Annotated in this window: 16 protein-coding genes; 4 read left to right on the forward strand and 12 right to left on the reverse strand. The window is 70.8% G+C overall.

Annotation, left to right across the window (positions count from 1 at the left end; genetic code table 11):
• Positions 1-73: 73 nt before the first annotated feature.
• Together QMZ92_RS26385 and QMZ92_RS26390 are read right to left on the reverse strand one after the other, a co-directional pair.
• Positions 74-1,261, reverse strand: a complete 1,188-nt coding sequence (locus tag QMZ92_RS26385; protein ID WP_283299989.1) for an adenosine deaminase — start codon at positions 1,259-1,261, stop codon at positions 74-76.
• A gap of 9 nt (positions 1,262-1,270) precedes the next feature.
• On the reverse strand, positions 1,271-1,756 hold the full coding sequence (locus tag QMZ92_RS26390) for a zinc ribbon domain-containing protein (RefSeq protein WP_349307766.1): 486 nt from the start codon (positions 1,754-1,756) through the stop codon (positions 1,271-1,273).
• 92 nt (positions 1,757-1,848) lie between these two features.
• Here QMZ92_RS26390 and QMZ92_RS26395 point away from each other — a divergent pair, with 92 nt between their 5' ends.
• Complete coding sequence (locus tag QMZ92_RS26395; protein WP_502962143.1) at positions 1,849-2,529, forward strand: alpha/beta hydrolase; 681 nt, start codon at positions 1,849-1,851, stop codon at positions 2,527-2,529.
• 141 nt (positions 2,530-2,670) lie between these two features.
• Here the strand turns inward: QMZ92_RS26395 and QMZ92_RS26400 are convergent, their stop codons facing one another.
• Positions 2,671-3,624: a LysR family transcriptional regulator gene (locus tag QMZ92_RS26400; RefSeq protein WP_283299991.1), complete on the reverse strand. Its 954-nt coding sequence runs from the start codon at positions 3,622-3,624 to the stop codon at positions 2,671-2,673.
• Between the two features lie 62 nt (positions 3,625-3,686).
• Here QMZ92_RS26400 and QMZ92_RS26405 point away from each other — a divergent pair, with 62 nt between their 5' ends.
• The 3 genes from QMZ92_RS26405 (at position 3,687) to QMZ92_RS26415 (ending at position 6,873) form a co-directional block, all read left to right on the forward strand.
• The gene (locus QMZ92_RS26405; RefSeq protein WP_283299992.1) at positions 3,687-4,982 is read left to right on the forward strand and encodes an MFS transporter; all 1,296 of its coding nucleotides are present in this window, start codon (positions 3,687-3,689) and stop codon (positions 4,980-4,982) included.
• Between the two features lie 193 nt (positions 4,983-5,175).
• Positions 5,176-5,820: a L,D-transpeptidase family protein gene (locus QMZ92_RS26410; RefSeq protein ID WP_283300027.1), complete on the forward strand. Its 645-nt coding sequence runs from the start codon at positions 5,176-5,178 to the stop codon at positions 5,818-5,820.
• A 66-nt stretch (positions 5,821-5,886) separates the two neighbouring features.
• Positions 5,887-6,873, forward strand: a complete 987-nt coding sequence (locus QMZ92_RS26415) for a sigma-70 family RNA polymerase sigma factor (RefSeq protein ID WP_283299993.1) — start codon at positions 5,887-5,889, stop codon at positions 6,871-6,873.
• Here QMZ92_RS26415 and QMZ92_RS26420 read toward each other — a convergent pair.
• The 9 genes from QMZ92_RS26420 to QMZ92_RS26460 form a co-directional block, all read right to left on the reverse strand.
• Positions 6,857-7,177 (reverse strand): STAS domain-containing protein, encoded by a 321-nt coding sequence (locus QMZ92_RS26420; RefSeq protein WP_283299994.1) that lies wholly within the window; start codon positions 7,175-7,177, stop codon positions 6,857-6,859. The two genes, QMZ92_RS26415 and QMZ92_RS26420, sit on opposite strands and share 17 nt — an antisense overlap.
• 92 nt (positions 7,178-7,269) lie before the next feature.
• Positions 7,270-7,407, reverse strand: coding sequence for a hypothetical protein (locus QMZ92_RS26425; protein WP_283299995.1), 138 nt, complete (start codon positions 7,405-7,407; stop codon positions 7,270-7,272).
• Positions 7,408-7,525: 118 nt separating this feature from the next.
• A complete protein-coding gene (locus tag QMZ92_RS26430; RefSeq protein ID WP_283299996.1) occupies positions 7,526-8,803 on the reverse strand; it encodes a thymidine phosphorylase in 1,278 nt (425 codons plus the stop codon).
• Between the two features lie 159 nt (positions 8,804-8,962).
• Positions 8,963-9,397 (reverse strand): cytidine deaminase, encoded by a 435-nt coding sequence (locus QMZ92_RS26435; RefSeq protein WP_283299997.1) that lies wholly within the window; start codon positions 9,395-9,397, stop codon positions 8,963-8,965.
• Positions 9,394-10,656, reverse strand: a complete 1,263-nt coding sequence (locus QMZ92_RS26440; protein ID WP_283299999.1) for an ABC transporter permease — start codon at positions 10,654-10,656, stop codon at positions 9,394-9,396. The genes QMZ92_RS26435 and QMZ92_RS26440 overlap by 4 nt, the downstream gene beginning before the upstream one ends.
• Positions 10,653-11,762: an ABC transporter permease gene (locus QMZ92_RS26445; RefSeq protein ID WP_283300000.1), complete on the reverse strand. Its 1,110-nt coding sequence runs from the start codon at positions 11,760-11,762 to the stop codon at positions 10,653-10,655. The genes QMZ92_RS26440 and QMZ92_RS26445 overlap by 4 nt, the downstream gene beginning before the upstream one ends.
• Positions 11,759-13,342: an ABC transporter ATP-binding protein gene (locus QMZ92_RS26450; protein WP_283300028.1), complete on the reverse strand. Its 1,584-nt coding sequence runs from the start codon at positions 13,340-13,342 to the stop codon at positions 11,759-11,761. The genes QMZ92_RS26445 and QMZ92_RS26450 overlap by 4 nt, the downstream gene beginning before the upstream one ends.
• 226 nt (positions 13,343-13,568) lie before the next feature.
• Positions 13,569-14,615, reverse strand: coding sequence for a BMP family lipoprotein (locus tag QMZ92_RS26455; RefSeq protein ID WP_283300001.1), 1,047 nt, complete (start codon positions 14,613-14,615; stop codon positions 13,569-13,571).
• Positions 14,616-14,761: 146 nt separating this feature from the next.
• Positions 14,762-16,000 (reverse strand): M20 family metallopeptidase, encoded by a 1,239-nt coding sequence (locus QMZ92_RS26460; protein ID WP_283300029.1) that lies wholly within the window; start codon positions 15,998-16,000, stop codon positions 14,762-14,764.
• Positions 16,001-16,009 lie beyond the last annotated feature (9 nt).

Raw genomic sequence — 16,009 nt, forward strand, 5'->3', positions numbered from 1 at the left:
GCCCTGCAAACACCCAGGGGAACGAAAAACGACCGGGGGTTGACACTCCCGGCCGTTTCCACATCACTTCGGTTCAGCCCTTTTTCGCGGCAGAACCACTGGTCGTGGCGGTCTGCTGGAAAAGCCACTCCGACCTGAGTTCGGCGTATCCCGGCTTGATGACGTCATTGATCATCGCGAGCCGCTCATCAAAAGGAATGAACGCCGACTTCATCGCATTGACCGTGAACCACTGCATGTCGTCGAGCGTGTAGCCGAACGTCTCGGTCAGCAGCTCGAATTCGCGACTCATGCTCGTGTTGCTCATCAGCCGGTTGTCCGTGTTGACGGTGGCCCGGAAGTGCAGCCGTCGCAGCAGCCCGATGGGGTGCTCCTCGTACGAGGACGCGGCGCCCGTCTGCAGGTTGGACGTCGGGCACAGTTCGAGCGGGACCCGCTTGTCCCGGACGTACGCGGCGAGCCGCCCCAGTTTCACGCCGCCGTCGTCGGCGACCTCGATGTCGTCGATGATGCGGACACCGTGGCCGAGACGGTCCGCGCCGCACCACTGGAGGGCCTGCCAGATGGACGGCAGCCCGAATCCCTCGCCGGCGTGGATCGTGAAGTGGTTGTTCTCCCGCTTGAGGTACTCGAACGCGTCGAGGTGGCGGGTGGGCGGGTAGCCGGCCTCGGCGCCCGCGATGTCGAAGCCGACGACACCCGCGTCGCGGTAGCGGTTGGCGAGTTCGGCGATCTCCAGGGCCCGGGCCGCGTGCCGCATGGCGGTCAGGAGGGCACCGACCCGGATCCGGTGGCCGTTGGCGCGGGCCCGGCGTTCACCCTCCCGGAAACCGTCGTTGACGGCCTCGACGACCTCTTCGAGGGTCAGCCCCGCTTCGAGGTGCTGCTCCGGCGCGTACCGCACCTCGGCGTACACGACGCCGTCCTCGGCCAGGTCCTCGGCGCACTCGATCGCGACGCGTTTGAGAGCCTCCCGGGTCTGCATGACGGCACAGGTGTGCGCGAACGTCTCCAGGTAGCGCTCCAGCGAGCCGGAGTCGGCCGCCTCGTGGAACCAGACACCGAGCTTGTCCGGCTCGGTCTCGGGCAGGGCGTCGTAGCCGACGGCGCGGGCGAGGTCGATGACGGTGCCGGGGCGCAGCCCGCCGTCGAGGTGGTCGTGCAGAAGAACCTTCGGGGCGCGGCGGATCTGATCCGTGGTGGGTCCCTGGTGCCCGGGGGCGCTTCCCCGGGAGGATGCGTGGGGTGTCTGGCTCGTCATCTCCGCACTCTAGTCCCTACGCGCGTAGAAGGCAGCTGCACGAATCACCTGTCGATACGTAACAGTGACCGTGCGGACGGGTGGAGTACACCCGCCCTTCTGAGACTGTTCTGCCGTGACGCCACCCACGCGTGAACACGCGGGCTTCCCGTGCCGATGGCCGCGCCGCCTCGCAGAGGGACGGCCCGGCCCGCCGAGGACGTTCGACGCGCCGACGTGGTCCGCGTTCACGGTGAACCCGCACGCCGTGCATGCGGACTTCGCCCGGGTGACCCGGTTCCCCTTCCCGGCGTGCGTGCAGGACGGGCAGGTGCGGGAGGTACTGCGGGGTGGTCCACGGCGATGACGGTCCGACCGGCGCTCCCCCCATCGGCTGAAGTCGGTGGTCCCCTTGCTCAGGAGGATTGATGACACACCACGCACTGCCCCGGTGGTGGGGGCGCGCGGCCGGCGCGGCGGGAACGGCCCGTGCCCGGTTCGAGGGGAACGCGGCACGAGGGGAACGGCGGAGCGGCAAGGCAGCGCAGGCCCGGCTGGGCCGGGCGGTCCGGCCGCTCGGAGAGGCGGTGGACGGGGTCGTCACCGGAGTGGTGCTGGTGCTGCCGGACGGTGCGCCCGAGTCGGCACGCGGCCCGTCCGTGCTCGCCCGCGCCTCCGCCCTGCCGCTGGCGCGCTCCCTGGCCCGGGCGGGCCGCGGGGACGGCCTCGTAGCGCACGTCGTGCGCTACGGCGGGCGCGGCTGGAACGGCACGGACGCCCGGCTCGCGGCGGACGCGTCCCGGGCGGCGGACGAGGCGGTGCGGCGCTACGGCGACGTACCCGTCTGCCTGGCCGGACAGGGCATGGGAGGGCGGGCCGCCCTCCACGCGGCGGGGCACGGCGCCGTCAACTCCGTGCTGGCTCTCGCCCCTTGGCTGCCGGAGGACGACGTCGCGGCGCAACCCGAACCGGTGAAGCAGCTCGCGGGCCGCCGGGTCCTGATCGTGCACGGCACGAACGACGCGAGGAGCGATCCGGAGCTGTCGTACCGGCTGGCGGAGCGGGCGAAGAAGGCGAACCGGGACACGTGCCGGTTCGAGGTCCATTCGGACGGGCACGCGCTGCGGCAGCACCAGGCCGAAGTCCAGGCGCTGGCCGCGGACTTCGTCATCGGCTCCCTCCTCTCGCGCGCCTACGCCCGCCCCGTCGCGGACGCGCTCGCCGCGCCCCCGCCGCTGGGACTCCGGATGCCGCTCGCCGCGGGCTTCGGGAGGGCGCTGCGCCACTGACGGCACGGGCCCGCCGTGCGGTACGTGCGTACGCGGGGGGGTGCGCCGCCGGCGGTACGGGAACGCGGGTCCGGCGCCCCTCGCGCGCGGGCGCCGCGGGCGCGTTCACCGGCGCGGCACCGGGCACCCCCGGCGCGCGGCTCAGTCCGGAAGCAGGTTGCCCCGGCGCGACAGCAGGAACTTCTTGAACGCCGCCACCGGCGGAGTGTCCGCGTGCCCGTCCAGCCACGCCACCCCCACCTCCCGGATCGCCCGTGGTGCCGTCACCGTCAGCTCGACCACGCCCGGGCGCGGCACCGCCGGCGGGGGCAGCAGGGCCACGCCGAGACCCGCGGCGACCAGACCGCGCAGCGTCTCGGCCTCCTCCCCCTCGAACGCGACGCGCGGCGAGAAGCCCGCCTCGGCGCAGAGCGCGTCGGTGATGCGCCGCAGCCCGTAGCCCGGTTCGAGGGTCACGAAGGTCTCGTCCGCCGCCTCGGCCAGCCGGACCCGTTTCCGGGTGGCGAGCCGGTGGTCGTCGGGCACGACGAGCCGCAGCCGCTGATCGTCCAGGCGCCGCGCGACCAGGTCGGGTGCGTCCGGGACCGGTGAGGTGAGGCAGAGGTCGAGCTCACCGGACCGGAGCCGCTCGATCATCGCCTCGCCGTAGTTCTGCACGAGCGTGAAGCGGATCCGGGGGTGGTCGACGCGGAACGCCCGGATCAGTTCGGGCACGGTCTCGGAACCCATGGTGTGCAGGAAGCCGAAGGCGACCTTGCCCCCGGACGGGTCGGCGTCGGCGCGTACCGACTCCGCCGCACGCTCGACCTCGCCGAGCGCCCGCTCCACCGAGACGAGGAAGTCACGGCCCGCGGGCGTCAGCGACACGGTGCGGCCCTTGCGGGTGAACAGCGTCACCCCCAGGTCCTGTTCGAGGCGGACCATGGCGCGCGACAGAGTCGACTGGGGCACGCCGAGTTCCTGCGCGGCCCTGGTCACATGCTCGTGGCGGGCGACCCCGGCGAAGTACGCCAGGCGCGGCGCGAGCAGCAGCCGCATGTCTTCTTCGTAACTACTCGGTGACACGCGAGCCTGTGAGCTGTATTCATGCACCATGGGAACGATTAAAGCCGTTCCATGCATTGGACGCATCAAAACGGTGCGCCTACCTTCGAAGTATGCCTTCCGCAAGTACCGGGGCGCCCACCACCGTGGGTGCCCTCTCCTCGCCGTCCCCCGAACCCACCTCGTCGCGGCTCGCTCCCGGAGTCCCCGGCTACCGGCGGATGAGCTTCGCGCTCTTCTCCGCGGGTGTGGCCACCTTCGCCCTCCTCTACTCCACCCAGGCCCTGCTGCCCGCCCTGTCCGACGACTTCGGCGTGACCGCGAGCGCGGCCAGCTGGACGGTCTCCGCGGCCACCGGGGCGCTCGCCCTGTGCGTGCTGCCGCTGAGTGGGCTGTCCGAGCGGTTCGGCCGGGTGCGGCTGATGACGGTGTCCCTGGTGGTGGCGACGGTCCTGGGGCTGCTGGTGCCGCTCGCGCCCGGCCCGGAGTGGCTGGTGGCCCTGCGTGCGGTCCAGGGCGCGGCACTGGCCGGCATCCCCGCCTCGGCGATGGCGTACCTGGCGGAGGAGGTGCGCCCGAGGGCGCTGGTCGCCGCGATCGGGCTGTTCGTCGCGGGCAACAGCATCGGCGGGATGAGCGGCCGGATCGTGACCGGCTGGGTCTCGCAGGCCTGGGGCTGGCGGGCGGCGCTCGCCGCGGTCGGGCTGATGGCGGTGGTCTGCACCCTCGCGTTCCGGCTGCTGCTGCCGAAGGCGCGGAACTTCACGCCCGGTTCGCTGAACCCGAGCGCGCTGGCGCGCACCGTCCGCGGTCACCTGTCGGACCCCCTGCTGATGCGGCTGTACGGGATCGGCGCACTGTTCATGACGGTCTTCGGCGCGGTCTACACCGTGATCGGCTACCGCCTCGTCGGCGACCCGTTCGGCCTACCCCAGGGTGTCGTCGGCTCCGTCTTCCTGGTCTATCTGGTCGGCACGGTCGCGTCGGCCGCCGCGGGCCGCCTCGTGGGCAGGCTGGGCCGGCGCGGTGCGCTCTACCTCGCGGTCGGCACGACGGCGGCGGGTCTGCTGCTGTCGCTCGCCGACTCGCTGACCGCGGTGCTCCTGGGCCTGGTGCTGATCACGGCGGGCTTCTTCGCGGGGCACGCGGTGGCCTCCTCCTCGGTCAGCCGTACCGCCACGAAGGGCCGCGCCCAGGCCTCGGCCCTGTACCAGTCCGCGTACTACCTGGGCAGCAGCGCGGGCGGCACGCTGGGCGCGGTCGCCTTCCACTCCGGCGGCTGGGCGGGCACGGTCCTGCTGGGGCTGCTCGCGGTGCTCGGCGTCGTGTCGATCACGCTGTACGGGTCCTACGCGGCCCGGGCCCGGGAACGCCGGCCGATGCTCACTGCGGCGGCAGTTCGCCACTGAGGCCCGTGTGACGGCGGTCCCGGAGAACCGCCGAATCCGTCCTCTCCTCCCTACAACCACGGCTCCCCCGTACGCGTCCAAAGGTCGAGGCAACCGCGCCGGGAGTACAGGGGAGTTGGTGACCGTGAGCCGTGCAGGACACCGGGGGACCATACGGGGACGGGGTGGTGTCGCCCTCGGCATCACCGGGCTGGTGGTACCGCTGGGCTTCGCGCTCGGCGCCGCGCCGGCCCAGGCGGCGTCGTGCACGACGTCGACCGGGCCGTACCAGAGGCAAGTCGAGAAGTTCATGGGCCTGAAGGTCGACGGGCGGCAGTCGCCGTCCGACTGCAAGGCGATCCAGACCTTCCAGCGCTGGCACGGGATCACCCCGACCATCGGCTACGCGGGTCCGGTCACCTGGCGCACGATGAACACGATCCTCGCCCAACGGGCCGCGGGCACGACCCCGAACAAGGCCGGCACGTGCCCGACCAACAAGGGGCGCATCGCCTGTGTCGACCTGACCAGGCAGCTGAGCTGGATCCAGGACGGCTCGAAGCTGAAGTACGGGCCGGTGCCGGTGCGGACCGGGCGGGACGGCGCGGAGACCCGGACCGGCGCGAAGCGGGTCTACTACCGCAGCGCCAACCACTGGTCGACGATCTACAAGGTGTGGATGCCGTACTCGCAGTTCTTCGACGGAGGGCAGGCGTTCCACTCGGTCACCAAGAGCATGTACAACCCGCCGGGCTCTGGCGGCTGCGTCAACATGCGGCCGGCGGACGCCAAGGCGTACTGGAACCTGCTCAAGAACGGGGACGACGTGTACGTCTACGGCCGCAAGCCCGGAACCTGACGCTCGTTGTCAGTCCGCTCCGGTAGCGTCCGAAGGGCAGGTGCGGATGGCGACAGGGGCGGACCCATGGGTGATCTGGCAACGACGCAGGACCTCGAGTCCCGGCTGGAGGGCTACCGGAGAGAGCTCACCGGTTACTGCTACCGCATGCTCGGATCGGCTTTCGAGGCGGAGGACGCGGTCCAGGACACCATGGTGCGGGCCTGGAAGAGCTTCGAGAAGTTCGAGGGGAGGTCCTCGCTGCGTTCCTGGCTGTACCGCATCGCCACGAACGTGTGCCTGGACATGCTGAACGCGGGCAACCGCCGGGCCCGCCCGATGGACCTGACCGCCGCCACCCCGGTGGCCCAGGCGCAGCTCACCGCCCGTTCGGAGATCACCTGGCTGGAACCGGTGCCGGACGGGCGGGTGCTGACGTCGGTGGCCGACCCGGCCGACACGACGGTGGCGCGGGAGTCGATCAGGCTGGCGTTCGTCGCGGCGCTGCAGCACCTGCCACCGAAGCAGCGCGCGGTGCTGATCCTGCGGGAGGTACTGGCGTGGAGGGCCGCCGAGGTGGCCGAGCTGCTGGGCACGTCCGTCGCCTCGGTCAACAGCGCGCTCCAGCGGGCCCGCGCCACCCTCGCCGAGTACGACCCCTCGGACTCCGATCCGGCGGACCCGCTCGACCAGGAGCAGCAGAGGCTGCTGGAGCGCTATGTCGCCGCCTTCGAGGGGTACGACATGCAGGCGCTCACGGCACTGCTGCGTGAGGACGCGACGATGTCCATGCCGCCGTACGACCTGTGGCTGCGCGGCCACGACGACATCGTGGGCTGGATGCTCGGCGTCGGTGAGGTGTGCCGCGGCTCGAAGCTGGTGCCCACGGTGGCCAACGGCTCGCCGGCCTTCGCCCAGTACCACCCGAGCCAGGACGGCGAGGGGTACGAGCCCTGGGCGCTGATCGTGCTGGAAGTCGCCGGCGGCCGGATCGGCGCGATGGACTTCTACCTGGACACCAAGCGCTGGTTCCCGCTGTTCGGACTGCCGGAGCGGCTCAGCGCCGGGGGCTGACCGGCGAGGGCCGGTCCGGGCCGTCGTCGCCCAGCCCGGCGAGGGCGAGCAGCGTGAGCAGTTCGGGACCGGCGTTCGCCAGGCGCAGCTCCCGGCCGAGTCTGCGGGCGGTGAGCCTCAGCCGGGCGACGGCCTCGACGGCGGTCAGATCGGCGACGGCCAGCCGGGCCGCGTCGCACACGACCTCCCGGCCGGCGCAGTCCCCGGTGGTTCGTCTCCGCAGCCGGGCGCACAACAGCGGCACATCGGCCGGGGTGATCCGGCCGACGAGTTCCAGAACGATCGGCTGCCGAGTGCTGTCCACACGGGAGGAGACCGCGCCCGCGACGGCGACTCATCGGATCGGCGCGGCCGCTTCCCGCGTGGGGCCCGGCGGGCACGGGTGCCCCGGGGCGGTCAGCCGACGGGGAAGGCGCCCGTGTCGATGATCTCCGCCTTGCAGCCCTCGGGTGCGTCCGTCTCCTCCCAGAGGCGGACGGGGCCGTCCCGCTCCCGGCCGTGAGGGGCCGGTGGGTCGACGCTGAGTGCGCTCATGGCGGTCTCTTCTGTCGGCGCGTCACCGAGTCCGGCATGCCGAACGGGACCGGCGGCCCACCACCGGTCCCGTTCGCCCGAAGGGCGTCACCCGGGCCCGTGCCCGAGCTCGCCCGGGTCAGGCGATGCGCTCCAGCACCACCGGGGTCGCCTGGTACGAGGCGCCCGGTGCGGCGATGTCGAAGGAGCCCTCCAGGGACTGCAGGGCGTAGTCGAACTTCTCGGGGGTGTCCGTGTGCAGGGTCATCAGCGGGGCGCCCGCGGTGACCTGGTCGCCGGGCTTGGCGTGGAGCTCGACGCCCGCGCCCGCCTGCACCGGGTCCTCCTTGCGGGCCCGGCCGGCGCCCAGGCGCCAGGCCGCCACGCCGACCTCGTAGGCGTCGAGACGGGTCAGCACGCCCGAGGCCGGAGCCGTGATCACATGCTGCTCGCGGGCGACCGGCAGCGCGGCGTCCGGGTCACCGCCCTGTGCGGCGATCATGCGGCGCCAGACGTCCATCGCCGAACCGTCGGCCAGGGCCTTCGCCGGGTCGGCGTCCTTGATCCCGGCCGCGTCGAGCATCTCGCGGGCCAGTGCGAGGGTCAGCTCCACGACGTCCGCCGGGCCACCGCCCGCCAGCACCTCGACGGACTCGCGAACCTCCAGGGCGTTGCCCGCGGTGAGGCCGAGCGGCGTCGACATGTCGGTCAGCAGCGCGACGGTCTTCACCCCGTGGTCCGTACCGAGGCCGACCATGGTGGAGGCGAGCTCGCGGGCGTCCTCGATGTTCTTCATGAAGGCGCCGGAACCGACCTTCACGTCCAGCACGAGCGAGCCCGTGCCCTCGGCGATCTTCTTGGACATGATCGAGGAGGCGATCAGCGGGATGGCCTCGACCGTGCCGGTGACGTCGCGCAGGGCGTACAGCTTCTTGTCGGCGGGGGCGAGCCCGTCGCCCGCTGCGCAGATGACCGCGCCGGTGGTGTCGAGGACCCGCAGCATCTCCTCGTTGGACAGCAGCGCCCGCCAGCCGGGGACGGACTCCAGCTTGTCGAGCGTGCCGCCGGTGTGGCCGAGGCCGCGGCCGGACAGCTGGGGAACGGCTGCGCCGCAGGCGGCGACCAGCGGGGCCAGCGGGAGCGTGATCTTGTCACCCACGCCGCCCGTGGAGTGCTTGTCGGCGGTCGGGCGCGACAGTGACGAGAAGTCCATGCGCTCGCCGGACGCGATCATCGCGGCGGTCCAGCGGGCGATCTCCGTACGGTTCATGCCGTTCAGCAGGATCGCCATCGCCAGCGCCGACATCTGCTCGTCGGCGACCTCGCCACGGGTGTACGCGTCGATGACCCAGTCGATCTGCTCGGGGGTGAGCTCGCCGCGGTCGCGCTTGGTGCGGATGACGGAGATGGCGTCCATGTGCTTGGGGTCCTTCCGGGTGCGAACCAGGTGGTGCGGAAAAATGTCGCGGCCCCTCCGCCGGAGCAGCGGAGGGGCCGCCGGGTCATGACCGTGCGGGGCCCGGGGCGTGTTGCGAAAGTAGCGTCGTCCGCCCCCGCCCAGACGGGGAAGCACGCCCTAGCCGGGCTTCTCCGGGTCGAGCTTCTGCGGGCCGAAGGCCAGGGGCAGCATCTCGGAGAGGGGCAGGATGCCCGCCTCGGTCTCCAGCAGCAGGCCGGGGCCGCCGAACTCGTACAGCAGCTGGCGGCAGCGGCCGCACGGCATCAGTACGTCGCCGTTGCCGTCCACACAGGTGAAGGCCGTGAGCCGGCCACCGCCCGAGGCGTTCAGCTGCGAGACGAGCCCGCACTCGGCACACAGCGACAGTCCGTACGAGGCGTTCTCGACGTTGCAACCGCTGACCGTGCGGCCGTCGTCGACGAGAGCGGCCGCGCCGACCGGGTAGCCCGAGTACGGGACGTACGCGTGGGACATCGCGTCCCGCGCCGCCTCCCGCAGGGCTGCCCAGTCGACGGCGCCGGCGTCGGCCGCCGGCGCGGGGCCGGGCGTCACTTGCCCTGGCCCTTCTTGTACGGCTGTCCGTCAGCCTTGGGCGGCCGCAGACGCTGCGCCGACAGCGCGAGCACCAGGAGGGTGGTCACATAGGGAGCGGCGTCCACGAACTGGCTGGGCAGCGCGTCGGTGAGCCCGTACCAGGCGAAGAGCAGGCCGGAGACACCGAGGCAGATACCGGCCTGCAAGTGCTTCCTCTTGTACAGCTGCCAGGCGAAGACCAGCACCAGCAGGATCGCCAGGAGCAGAAGCATGGCGTGGACGTTCTCGGCGCCGCCGCGCAGCTTCAGGCTGTCGGTGAAGCCGAACAGTCCGGCACCGAGCGCCAGTCCGCCCGGCATCCAGTTGCCGAAGATCATGGCGGCGAGACCGATGTAGCCTCGGCCGCCGGTCTGGCCCTCCTGGTAGATACCCGTGGAGACGATGGCGAGGAACGCGCCTCCGAGTCCGGCCAGCGCACCGGAGACGATCACGGCGATGTACTTGTACTTGTAGACGTTGACGCCGAGGGACTCGGCGGCGACGGGGTTCTCACCGCAGGACCGCAGCCGCAGACCGAAGCCGGTGCGCCACAGGACCCACCAGGTGGCAGGCACGAGCAGCAGCGCGACGACGGTCAGCAGGGAGAGGTTGGTGACCAGTCCGCCGAGCACGCCCGCCAGGTCGGAGACGAAGAACCAGTGCTTGGCCTGCAGATCCGCCAGGGCGTCCGAGAGCCCGGGAATCGTGATCTCGGTGATCTCGTCGATGCGCGGGGACTGCTTCGAGGAACCGCCCGGCGCCTCGGCGAAGGTGAAGTCGGACAGGTAGCGGGTGGCACCGACGGCCAGGATGTTGATGGCGACACCGGAGACGATGTGGTTGACGTTGAACGTCACCGTCATGATCGCGTGCAGCAGGCCGCCGAGCGCGCCGCCGATGATGCCCACCGCGACGCCCGTCCACGGGCCCCACTGGTAACCCGCCCAGGCGCCGAACCAGGTGCCGAGGATCATCATGCCTTCGAGGCCGATGTTGATCACGCCCGCGCGCTCGGCCCACAGGCCACCGAGACCGGCGAGACCGATGGGCACGGCGAGCTGGAGGGCGCCGGACACCTGCCCGACCGAGGTGAGGTCGTTGGCGCCGCTGATGACGCGGACCAGCGAGAACAGTGCCAGACCGCCCGCGATGATGAGCAGGATCATGGGCACGGAAAGGGTGCGACGGGCGCGCTTGATGGGCGCCGCGCCGGCCGGGACGGCCGTGGTGGTCGTCACGCGGCCACCTCCTCACGGTTCTTGCGGGCCTGGGCGGCGAGTTCCTCGCCGACCTTCTGCTGCTGGCGGCGGAGCCCGTACTGGCGGACGAGTTCGTAGGACACGACGACCGCGATCACGATCAGGCCCTGCATGATGATGGAGATCTCCTTGGGGTACCCCGCGAGACCGAGCCCTTCCGCCGTCTTCTCCAGGAAGGAGATGAGCACGGCGGCGAAGAAGATGCCGATGGGGCTGTTGCGGCCCAGCAGCGCGATGGTGATGGCGGTGAAGCCGACGCCCACCGGGAAGCTGAGGCTGTAGGTGTGGGTCTGTCCCAGCAGCATCGGCATGCCGGCGAGGCCCGCGACCGCACCCGAGATCAGCATGGCCGTCATGACCATCCTCTTGGCGTTGACGCCACTCGCCTGCGCCGCGGACTCGCTGGCGCCGGTGGCGCGCAGGTCGAAGCCGAAGCGGGTGCGGTTCAGTACGAACCAGTAGACGAGGCCGAGTGCGAAGGCGACGAAGGTGAAGCCGTAGATGGTGCCGCCTTCGAGCTCGAGACCGGGTACCCAGCCGGACTCGGCGATCTCTCCGGTCGTCAGGTCGTTGGAGCCCTTGGGCTGCACACCGAGGTTGGCGGGCAGGATCAGCCAGGCGATCAGGCTGGTCGCGATGGCGTTCAGCATGATCGTGGAGACGACCTCGCTGACCCCTCGGGTCGTCTTCAGGAGGCCCGCGATACCGGCCCAGAGCGCGCCGACGAGCATGGCGACGAGCACGATCAACGCGACGTGCAGCGGGCCGGGCAGCTCGACGGAGGCACCGACGACGGCCGCCAGCATCACCGCGAGGCGGTACTGGCCGTCGACGCCGATGTTGAACAGGTTCATCCGGAAGCCGATGGCGACGGCGAGGGCGGCGAGGTAGTAGATGCCGCTCTGGTTGAGGATGTTCACCTGGACATCGGTGAACTCCACCTGCTCCGCCATCAGCTGGTAGGGCTCGACGGGGCTGAGGCCCGACGCCAGCAGCACCACGGAGGTCAGCACGAAGGCGACGACCAGGGCGAGCGCCGGCCCGGCGAAGCCCAGGATCAGCCGGTCCTTGTCGATTTTCTTCATCGGCCCTCACCGGTTCCGTTCTCGTGGTGCTCAAGGTGGCCGGTGGCGGCGCCGGTCATGGCCGAGCCCAGCTCCTCGGGGGTGATCGTGGCGGGGTCGGCGTCCGCGACCAGCCGGCCGCGGTACATCACCCGCAGGGTGTCGGAGAGCCCGATGAGCTCGTCCAGGTCGGCCGAGATCAGCAGCACCGCGAGACCCTCGCGGCGGGCCTCGCGGATCTGGTCCCAGATCTGCGCTTGCGCGCCGACGTCCACACCACGGGTGGGGTGGGCGGCGATCAGCAGCTTGGGCGCGTGGCTCATCTCGCGACCGACGATCAGCTTCTGCTGGTTGCCGCCGGAGAGGGAGGCCGCGGTGACCTCGATCCCGGGGGTGCGGACGTCGTACTCACGCACGATCCGCTCGGTGTCCTTGCGGGCGGCCTTGAGGTCGAGCAGGCCGTTCTTGCTGTTGGGACGCTCGGTGACATGGCCGAGGATACGGTTCTCCCACAGCGGGGACTCCAGCAGCAGACCGTGCCGGTGGCGGTCCTCGGGGATGTACCCGATCCCGTCCTCGCGGCGCTTGCGGGTCGGCGCGTGGGAGATGTCGGCGCCGTCGAGGGTGATCACGCCGCCGTCGGGGTCGCGCATGCCCATGAGCGCCTCGATGAGCTCGGTCTGGCCGTTGCCCTCGACTCCCGCGATGCCCATGACCTCACCCTTGTGGATGGTGAGGGTGATGCCCGCGAGGACCTCGCGGACGACGCCGTCGGGGTCGACCGCGGTCAACCGGAGGTTGTCGACGTCGAGCATCGGCACATCGGTGACAGTCGACTCGCGCGTCTCCGGCGAGGGGAGCTCGCTGCCGACCATGAGCTCGGCCAGCTGCTTCGTGGTGGTGGTGCGCGGGTCGGCGGTGCCCACGGTCGTGCCGCGGCGGATGACGGTGATGTCGTCGGCGACCGACAGCACCTCGCCCAGCTTGTGGGAGATGAAGATGACCGTGAGGCCCTCGGCCTTGAGCTCCCGCAGGTTGTCGAAGAGCGCGTCGACCTCCTGCGGGACCAGCACGGCGGTCGGCTCGTCGAGAATCAGAGTGCGGGCACCGCGGTAGAGGACCTTGAGGATCTCCACGCGCTGGCGGTCGGCGACACCGAGCTCCTCCACGAGGACGTCCGGGCGGATGTTCAGCCCGTACGCGTCCGAGATGTCCTTGATCTTCTTCCGGGCCTTGGCACCGATGCCGTACAGCTTCTCGCCGCCGAGGACGACGTTCTCCAGCACGGTGAGGTTGTCGGCCAGCATGAAGTGCTGGTGGACCATGCCGATGCCGGTGGCGATGGCATCGGCCGGGCTCTGGAAGCTGACCTGATTGCCGTCGACCGTGATGGTGCCCTCGTCCGGCTTCTGCATGCCGTAGAGGATCTTCATGAGGGTCGACTTGCCGGCACCGTTCTCACCGACGAGAGCATGGACTGTGCCCTTGCGGATGGTGATGTCGATGTCGTGGTTGGCGACGACGCCAGGGAAGCGCTTGGTGATGCCGTGCAGTTCTACGGCAGCAGCAGCCGGCGGCGATGACGGACTGGACGCGTTGATGACGCACTCTCCTTGGAGGAAGGAGCGAGAAGCAGGGGCAGGGCAGGCGTGGGGGCGGGCTGTTCCGCGGTCGGGGGTGGTGGCGAAGCTATCGCGCCCGAAGGAACTCTACGCGCGTAGCAGCAACAAGGAGCGAGAACCGGTGGACGGAACCCGGTCCGGGCCCGGAGGGGCTGCTTCGCGCCGCCCCCTCCGGACCCGTGGGCCCGTGGTTCCCGTCGCCCGGTTACGGGGCGGTCTTGACCGTGACCTTGCCCGCGATGATGTCGGCCTTGGCCTTGTCGATCGCGGCGATGACCTCGGTCATCGTGGTGAAGGCCGGGTTGGAGGTGGCCAGGCCCACGCCGTTCTTGTCGAGGCCGTAGCGGACCTCACCGGACTGCGGCTTGCCGTCCTTGACCGACTTGATCAGGTTGTAGACGGCACCGGACACGTCCTTGGTCACCGAGGTGAGGATGTAGTCCTGGTACTGGGCGAGACCCCGCTGCTTGTACTGGTCGGAGTCCACGCCGATGGCCCACTTCTTGGCCTTGGCGGCGGCCTCGATCGAGCCCGAGCCGGCGAGACCGGCGGCTGCGTAGATCACGTCGGCGCCCGCGTCGAGCTGGCCCTGCGCGGCGGCCTTGCCCAGGTCCGGCTTGGAGAAGCCACCGAAGTCCGGCGGCTGGGTCAGGTACTGGACCTTGACGTTGACGTTCTTGTTGGTGTCCTTGACGCCCTGGACGAAGCCGGCCTCGAACTTCTTGATCAGCGGCACCTCGACGCCGCCGATGAAGCCGACGGTGTTGCTCTTGGTGACCTTGGCGGCGGCGACACCGGCCAGGTAGGAGCCCTGCTCCTCGTTGAAGACCAGGTTGGCGATGTTCTTGCCGGTCTTGGAGGTGTCGTCGATGAGGCCGAACGTCGTGTTCGGGAACTTCGGCGCGACCTCGGCGATGGCGGGGGCGTAGGCGAAGCCGACGCCGATCACCGGGTTGTTGCCGGCCCGGGCCAGCGAGGTGAGGCGCTGCACCTTGTCCGGGTCGCCCTCGCCTTCACTGGGCTCGGCCTCGGCGCCCGTGACGTCGAGTTCCTTCTCGGCCTTGGCGAGACCCGCGTAGGCGGCGTCGTTGAACGACTGGTCTCCGCGGCCGCCGATGTCGTAGGCGATGGCCGCCTTGGCGCCACTGCCCGATCCGGCCTCGGACGAGGACTTGCCGCCACATGCGGTGGCGGACAACGCGAGTGCCGTGGACGCGATGCCCACGGTGGCGATCCTGGTGATCCGGCGCACTAGAGGCTCCTTATAAACCTGACCGAAAGCGCCACTTCCGGCGCTGGTTTTGCGGCGATCGTAACGCGCGTAGATGTCAGGTAAAGACGTGTTCGACAGCCGTTATCGGATCGTCGCGTTGGACGAACGTAAGGTGAACTGCCCGGTTACGATCGGTGGTCGTCCAGCAACGCCGCCGCCGTGAAGAGCTCGACGCCGACACGAATCGCCTCCTCGTCCACGTCGAAGTCGCCCCGATGCAGGTCGAGGCGCGAGCCCGAGCCGGGAGCGCGGACGCCGAGGCGGGCCATCGCGCCCGGAACGTGCTCCAGGTACCAGGAGAAGTCCTCACCTCCGAGACTCTGCTCGGTGTCCTCGATCGCCTGCGATCCCCGCCGCGCGGCGTGGGCGTCGCGCAGCAGCTCCGTGATCACCGGGTCGTTGACCACGGGCGGCACCCCGCGGATGTAGTTGATCTGGGACTTCGCGCGGTGCAGCGTGGCGATCTCGTCGACCGCCGCGTGGACCAGGTCCGGGGCCTCGCGCCAGGCGGGCAGATCCAGACAGCGGACGGTGCCCGCGAGCTCCGCGTGCTGCGGGATGACGTTGCAGGCGTGCCCGGACTCGATACGGCCCCAGGTCAGGGCCAGTCCGGAGCGGGTGTCCACCCGGCGGGACAGCAGCGCGGGGACCTCGGTGACGATCTTGGCGGCGGCGGTGACGAGGTCCGTCGTCAGATGCGGACGCGCGGTGTGGCCGCCGGGGCCGTCGAGGGTGATCTCCAGCCGGTCGCACGCCGAGGTGATGGGACCGATGCGCAGTCCGATCCGGCCGACGTCGACACGGGGATCGCAGTGCACGGCGATGATCCGGCCCACGCCGTCCAGTGCCCCCGACTCGATCGCGTCGGCCGCGCCGCCCGGCAGCACCTCCTCGGCGGGCTGGAAGATCAGCCGCACCGGGTGGGGCAGCAGGCCCTGCCGGTCGAGGTCGGCGAGGACCAGTCCGGCCCCGAGGACCGCCGTGGTGTGGACGTCGTGGCCGCAGGCGTGGGCCCGGTCCGGCACGGTCGACCGGTACGGCACGCCGGTCTTGGTGTCCGGAATTGGGAGGGCGTCGATGTCGGCGCGCAGGGCGAGCATGGGCCGGACCCCGTCCGTACCCACGTCGCACACGAGTCCCGTGCCCGTCGACAGCACCTGCGGGCGCAGGCCGGCGGCCTCCAGCCGCGCCTTGATCGCGGCAGTCGTGCGGAACTCCTGGTTCCCGAGCTCCGGGTGCATGTGCAAGTCCCGGCGGAAGGCGATGAGTTCGGTGCGCAGGGCGTCGGACAGCGTGCCGGGCAGAACGTAGTCGCCGGGCAACTCGGCTTCGCCGGGGAGGCCGGCGTCGGGCTCGCGGGACATCAACTGGTT

Origin of the sequence: Streptomyces sp. HNM0645 (genome assembly GCF_030056615.1) — a bacterium.
Classification (GTDB): Bacteria; Actinomycetota; Actinomycetes; order Streptomycetales; family Streptomycetaceae; genus Streptomyces; species Streptomyces marianii.

Bases quoted from the DNA above. Each gene is read 5' to 3' on its own strand.
- QMZ92_RS26405 (WP_283299992.1), top strand. From the start codon at position 3,687: ATGCCTTCCGCAAGTACCGGGGCGCCCACCACCGTGGGTGCCCTCTCC.
- QMZ92_RS26445 (WP_283300000.1), bottom strand. From the start codon at position 11,762: ATGAAGAAAATCGACAAGGACCGGCTGATCCTGGGCTTCGCCGGGCCG.
- QMZ92_RS26425 (WP_283299995.1), bottom strand. From the start codon at position 7,407: ATGAGCGCACTCAGCGTCGACCCACCGGCCCCTCACGGCCGGGAGCGG.
- QMZ92_RS26460 (WP_283300029.1), bottom strand. From the start codon at position 16,000: ATGTCCCGCGAGCCCGACGCCGGCCTCCCCGGCGAAGCCGAGTTGCCC.
- QMZ92_RS26430 (WP_283299996.1), bottom strand. From the start codon at position 8,803: ATGGACGCCATCTCCGTCATCCGCACCAAGCGCGACCGCGGCGAGCTC.
- QMZ92_RS26385 (WP_283299989.1), bottom strand. From the start codon at position 1,261: ATGACGAGCCAGACACCCCACGCATCCTCCCGGGGAAGCGCCCCCGGG.
- QMZ92_RS26400 (WP_283299991.1), bottom strand. From the start codon at position 3,624: ATGGTGCATGAATACAGCTCACAGGCTCGCGTGTCACCGAGTAGTTAC.
- QMZ92_RS26415 (WP_283299993.1), top strand. From the start codon at position 5,887: ATGGGTGATCTGGCAACGACGCAGGACCTCGAGTCCCGGCTGGAGGGC.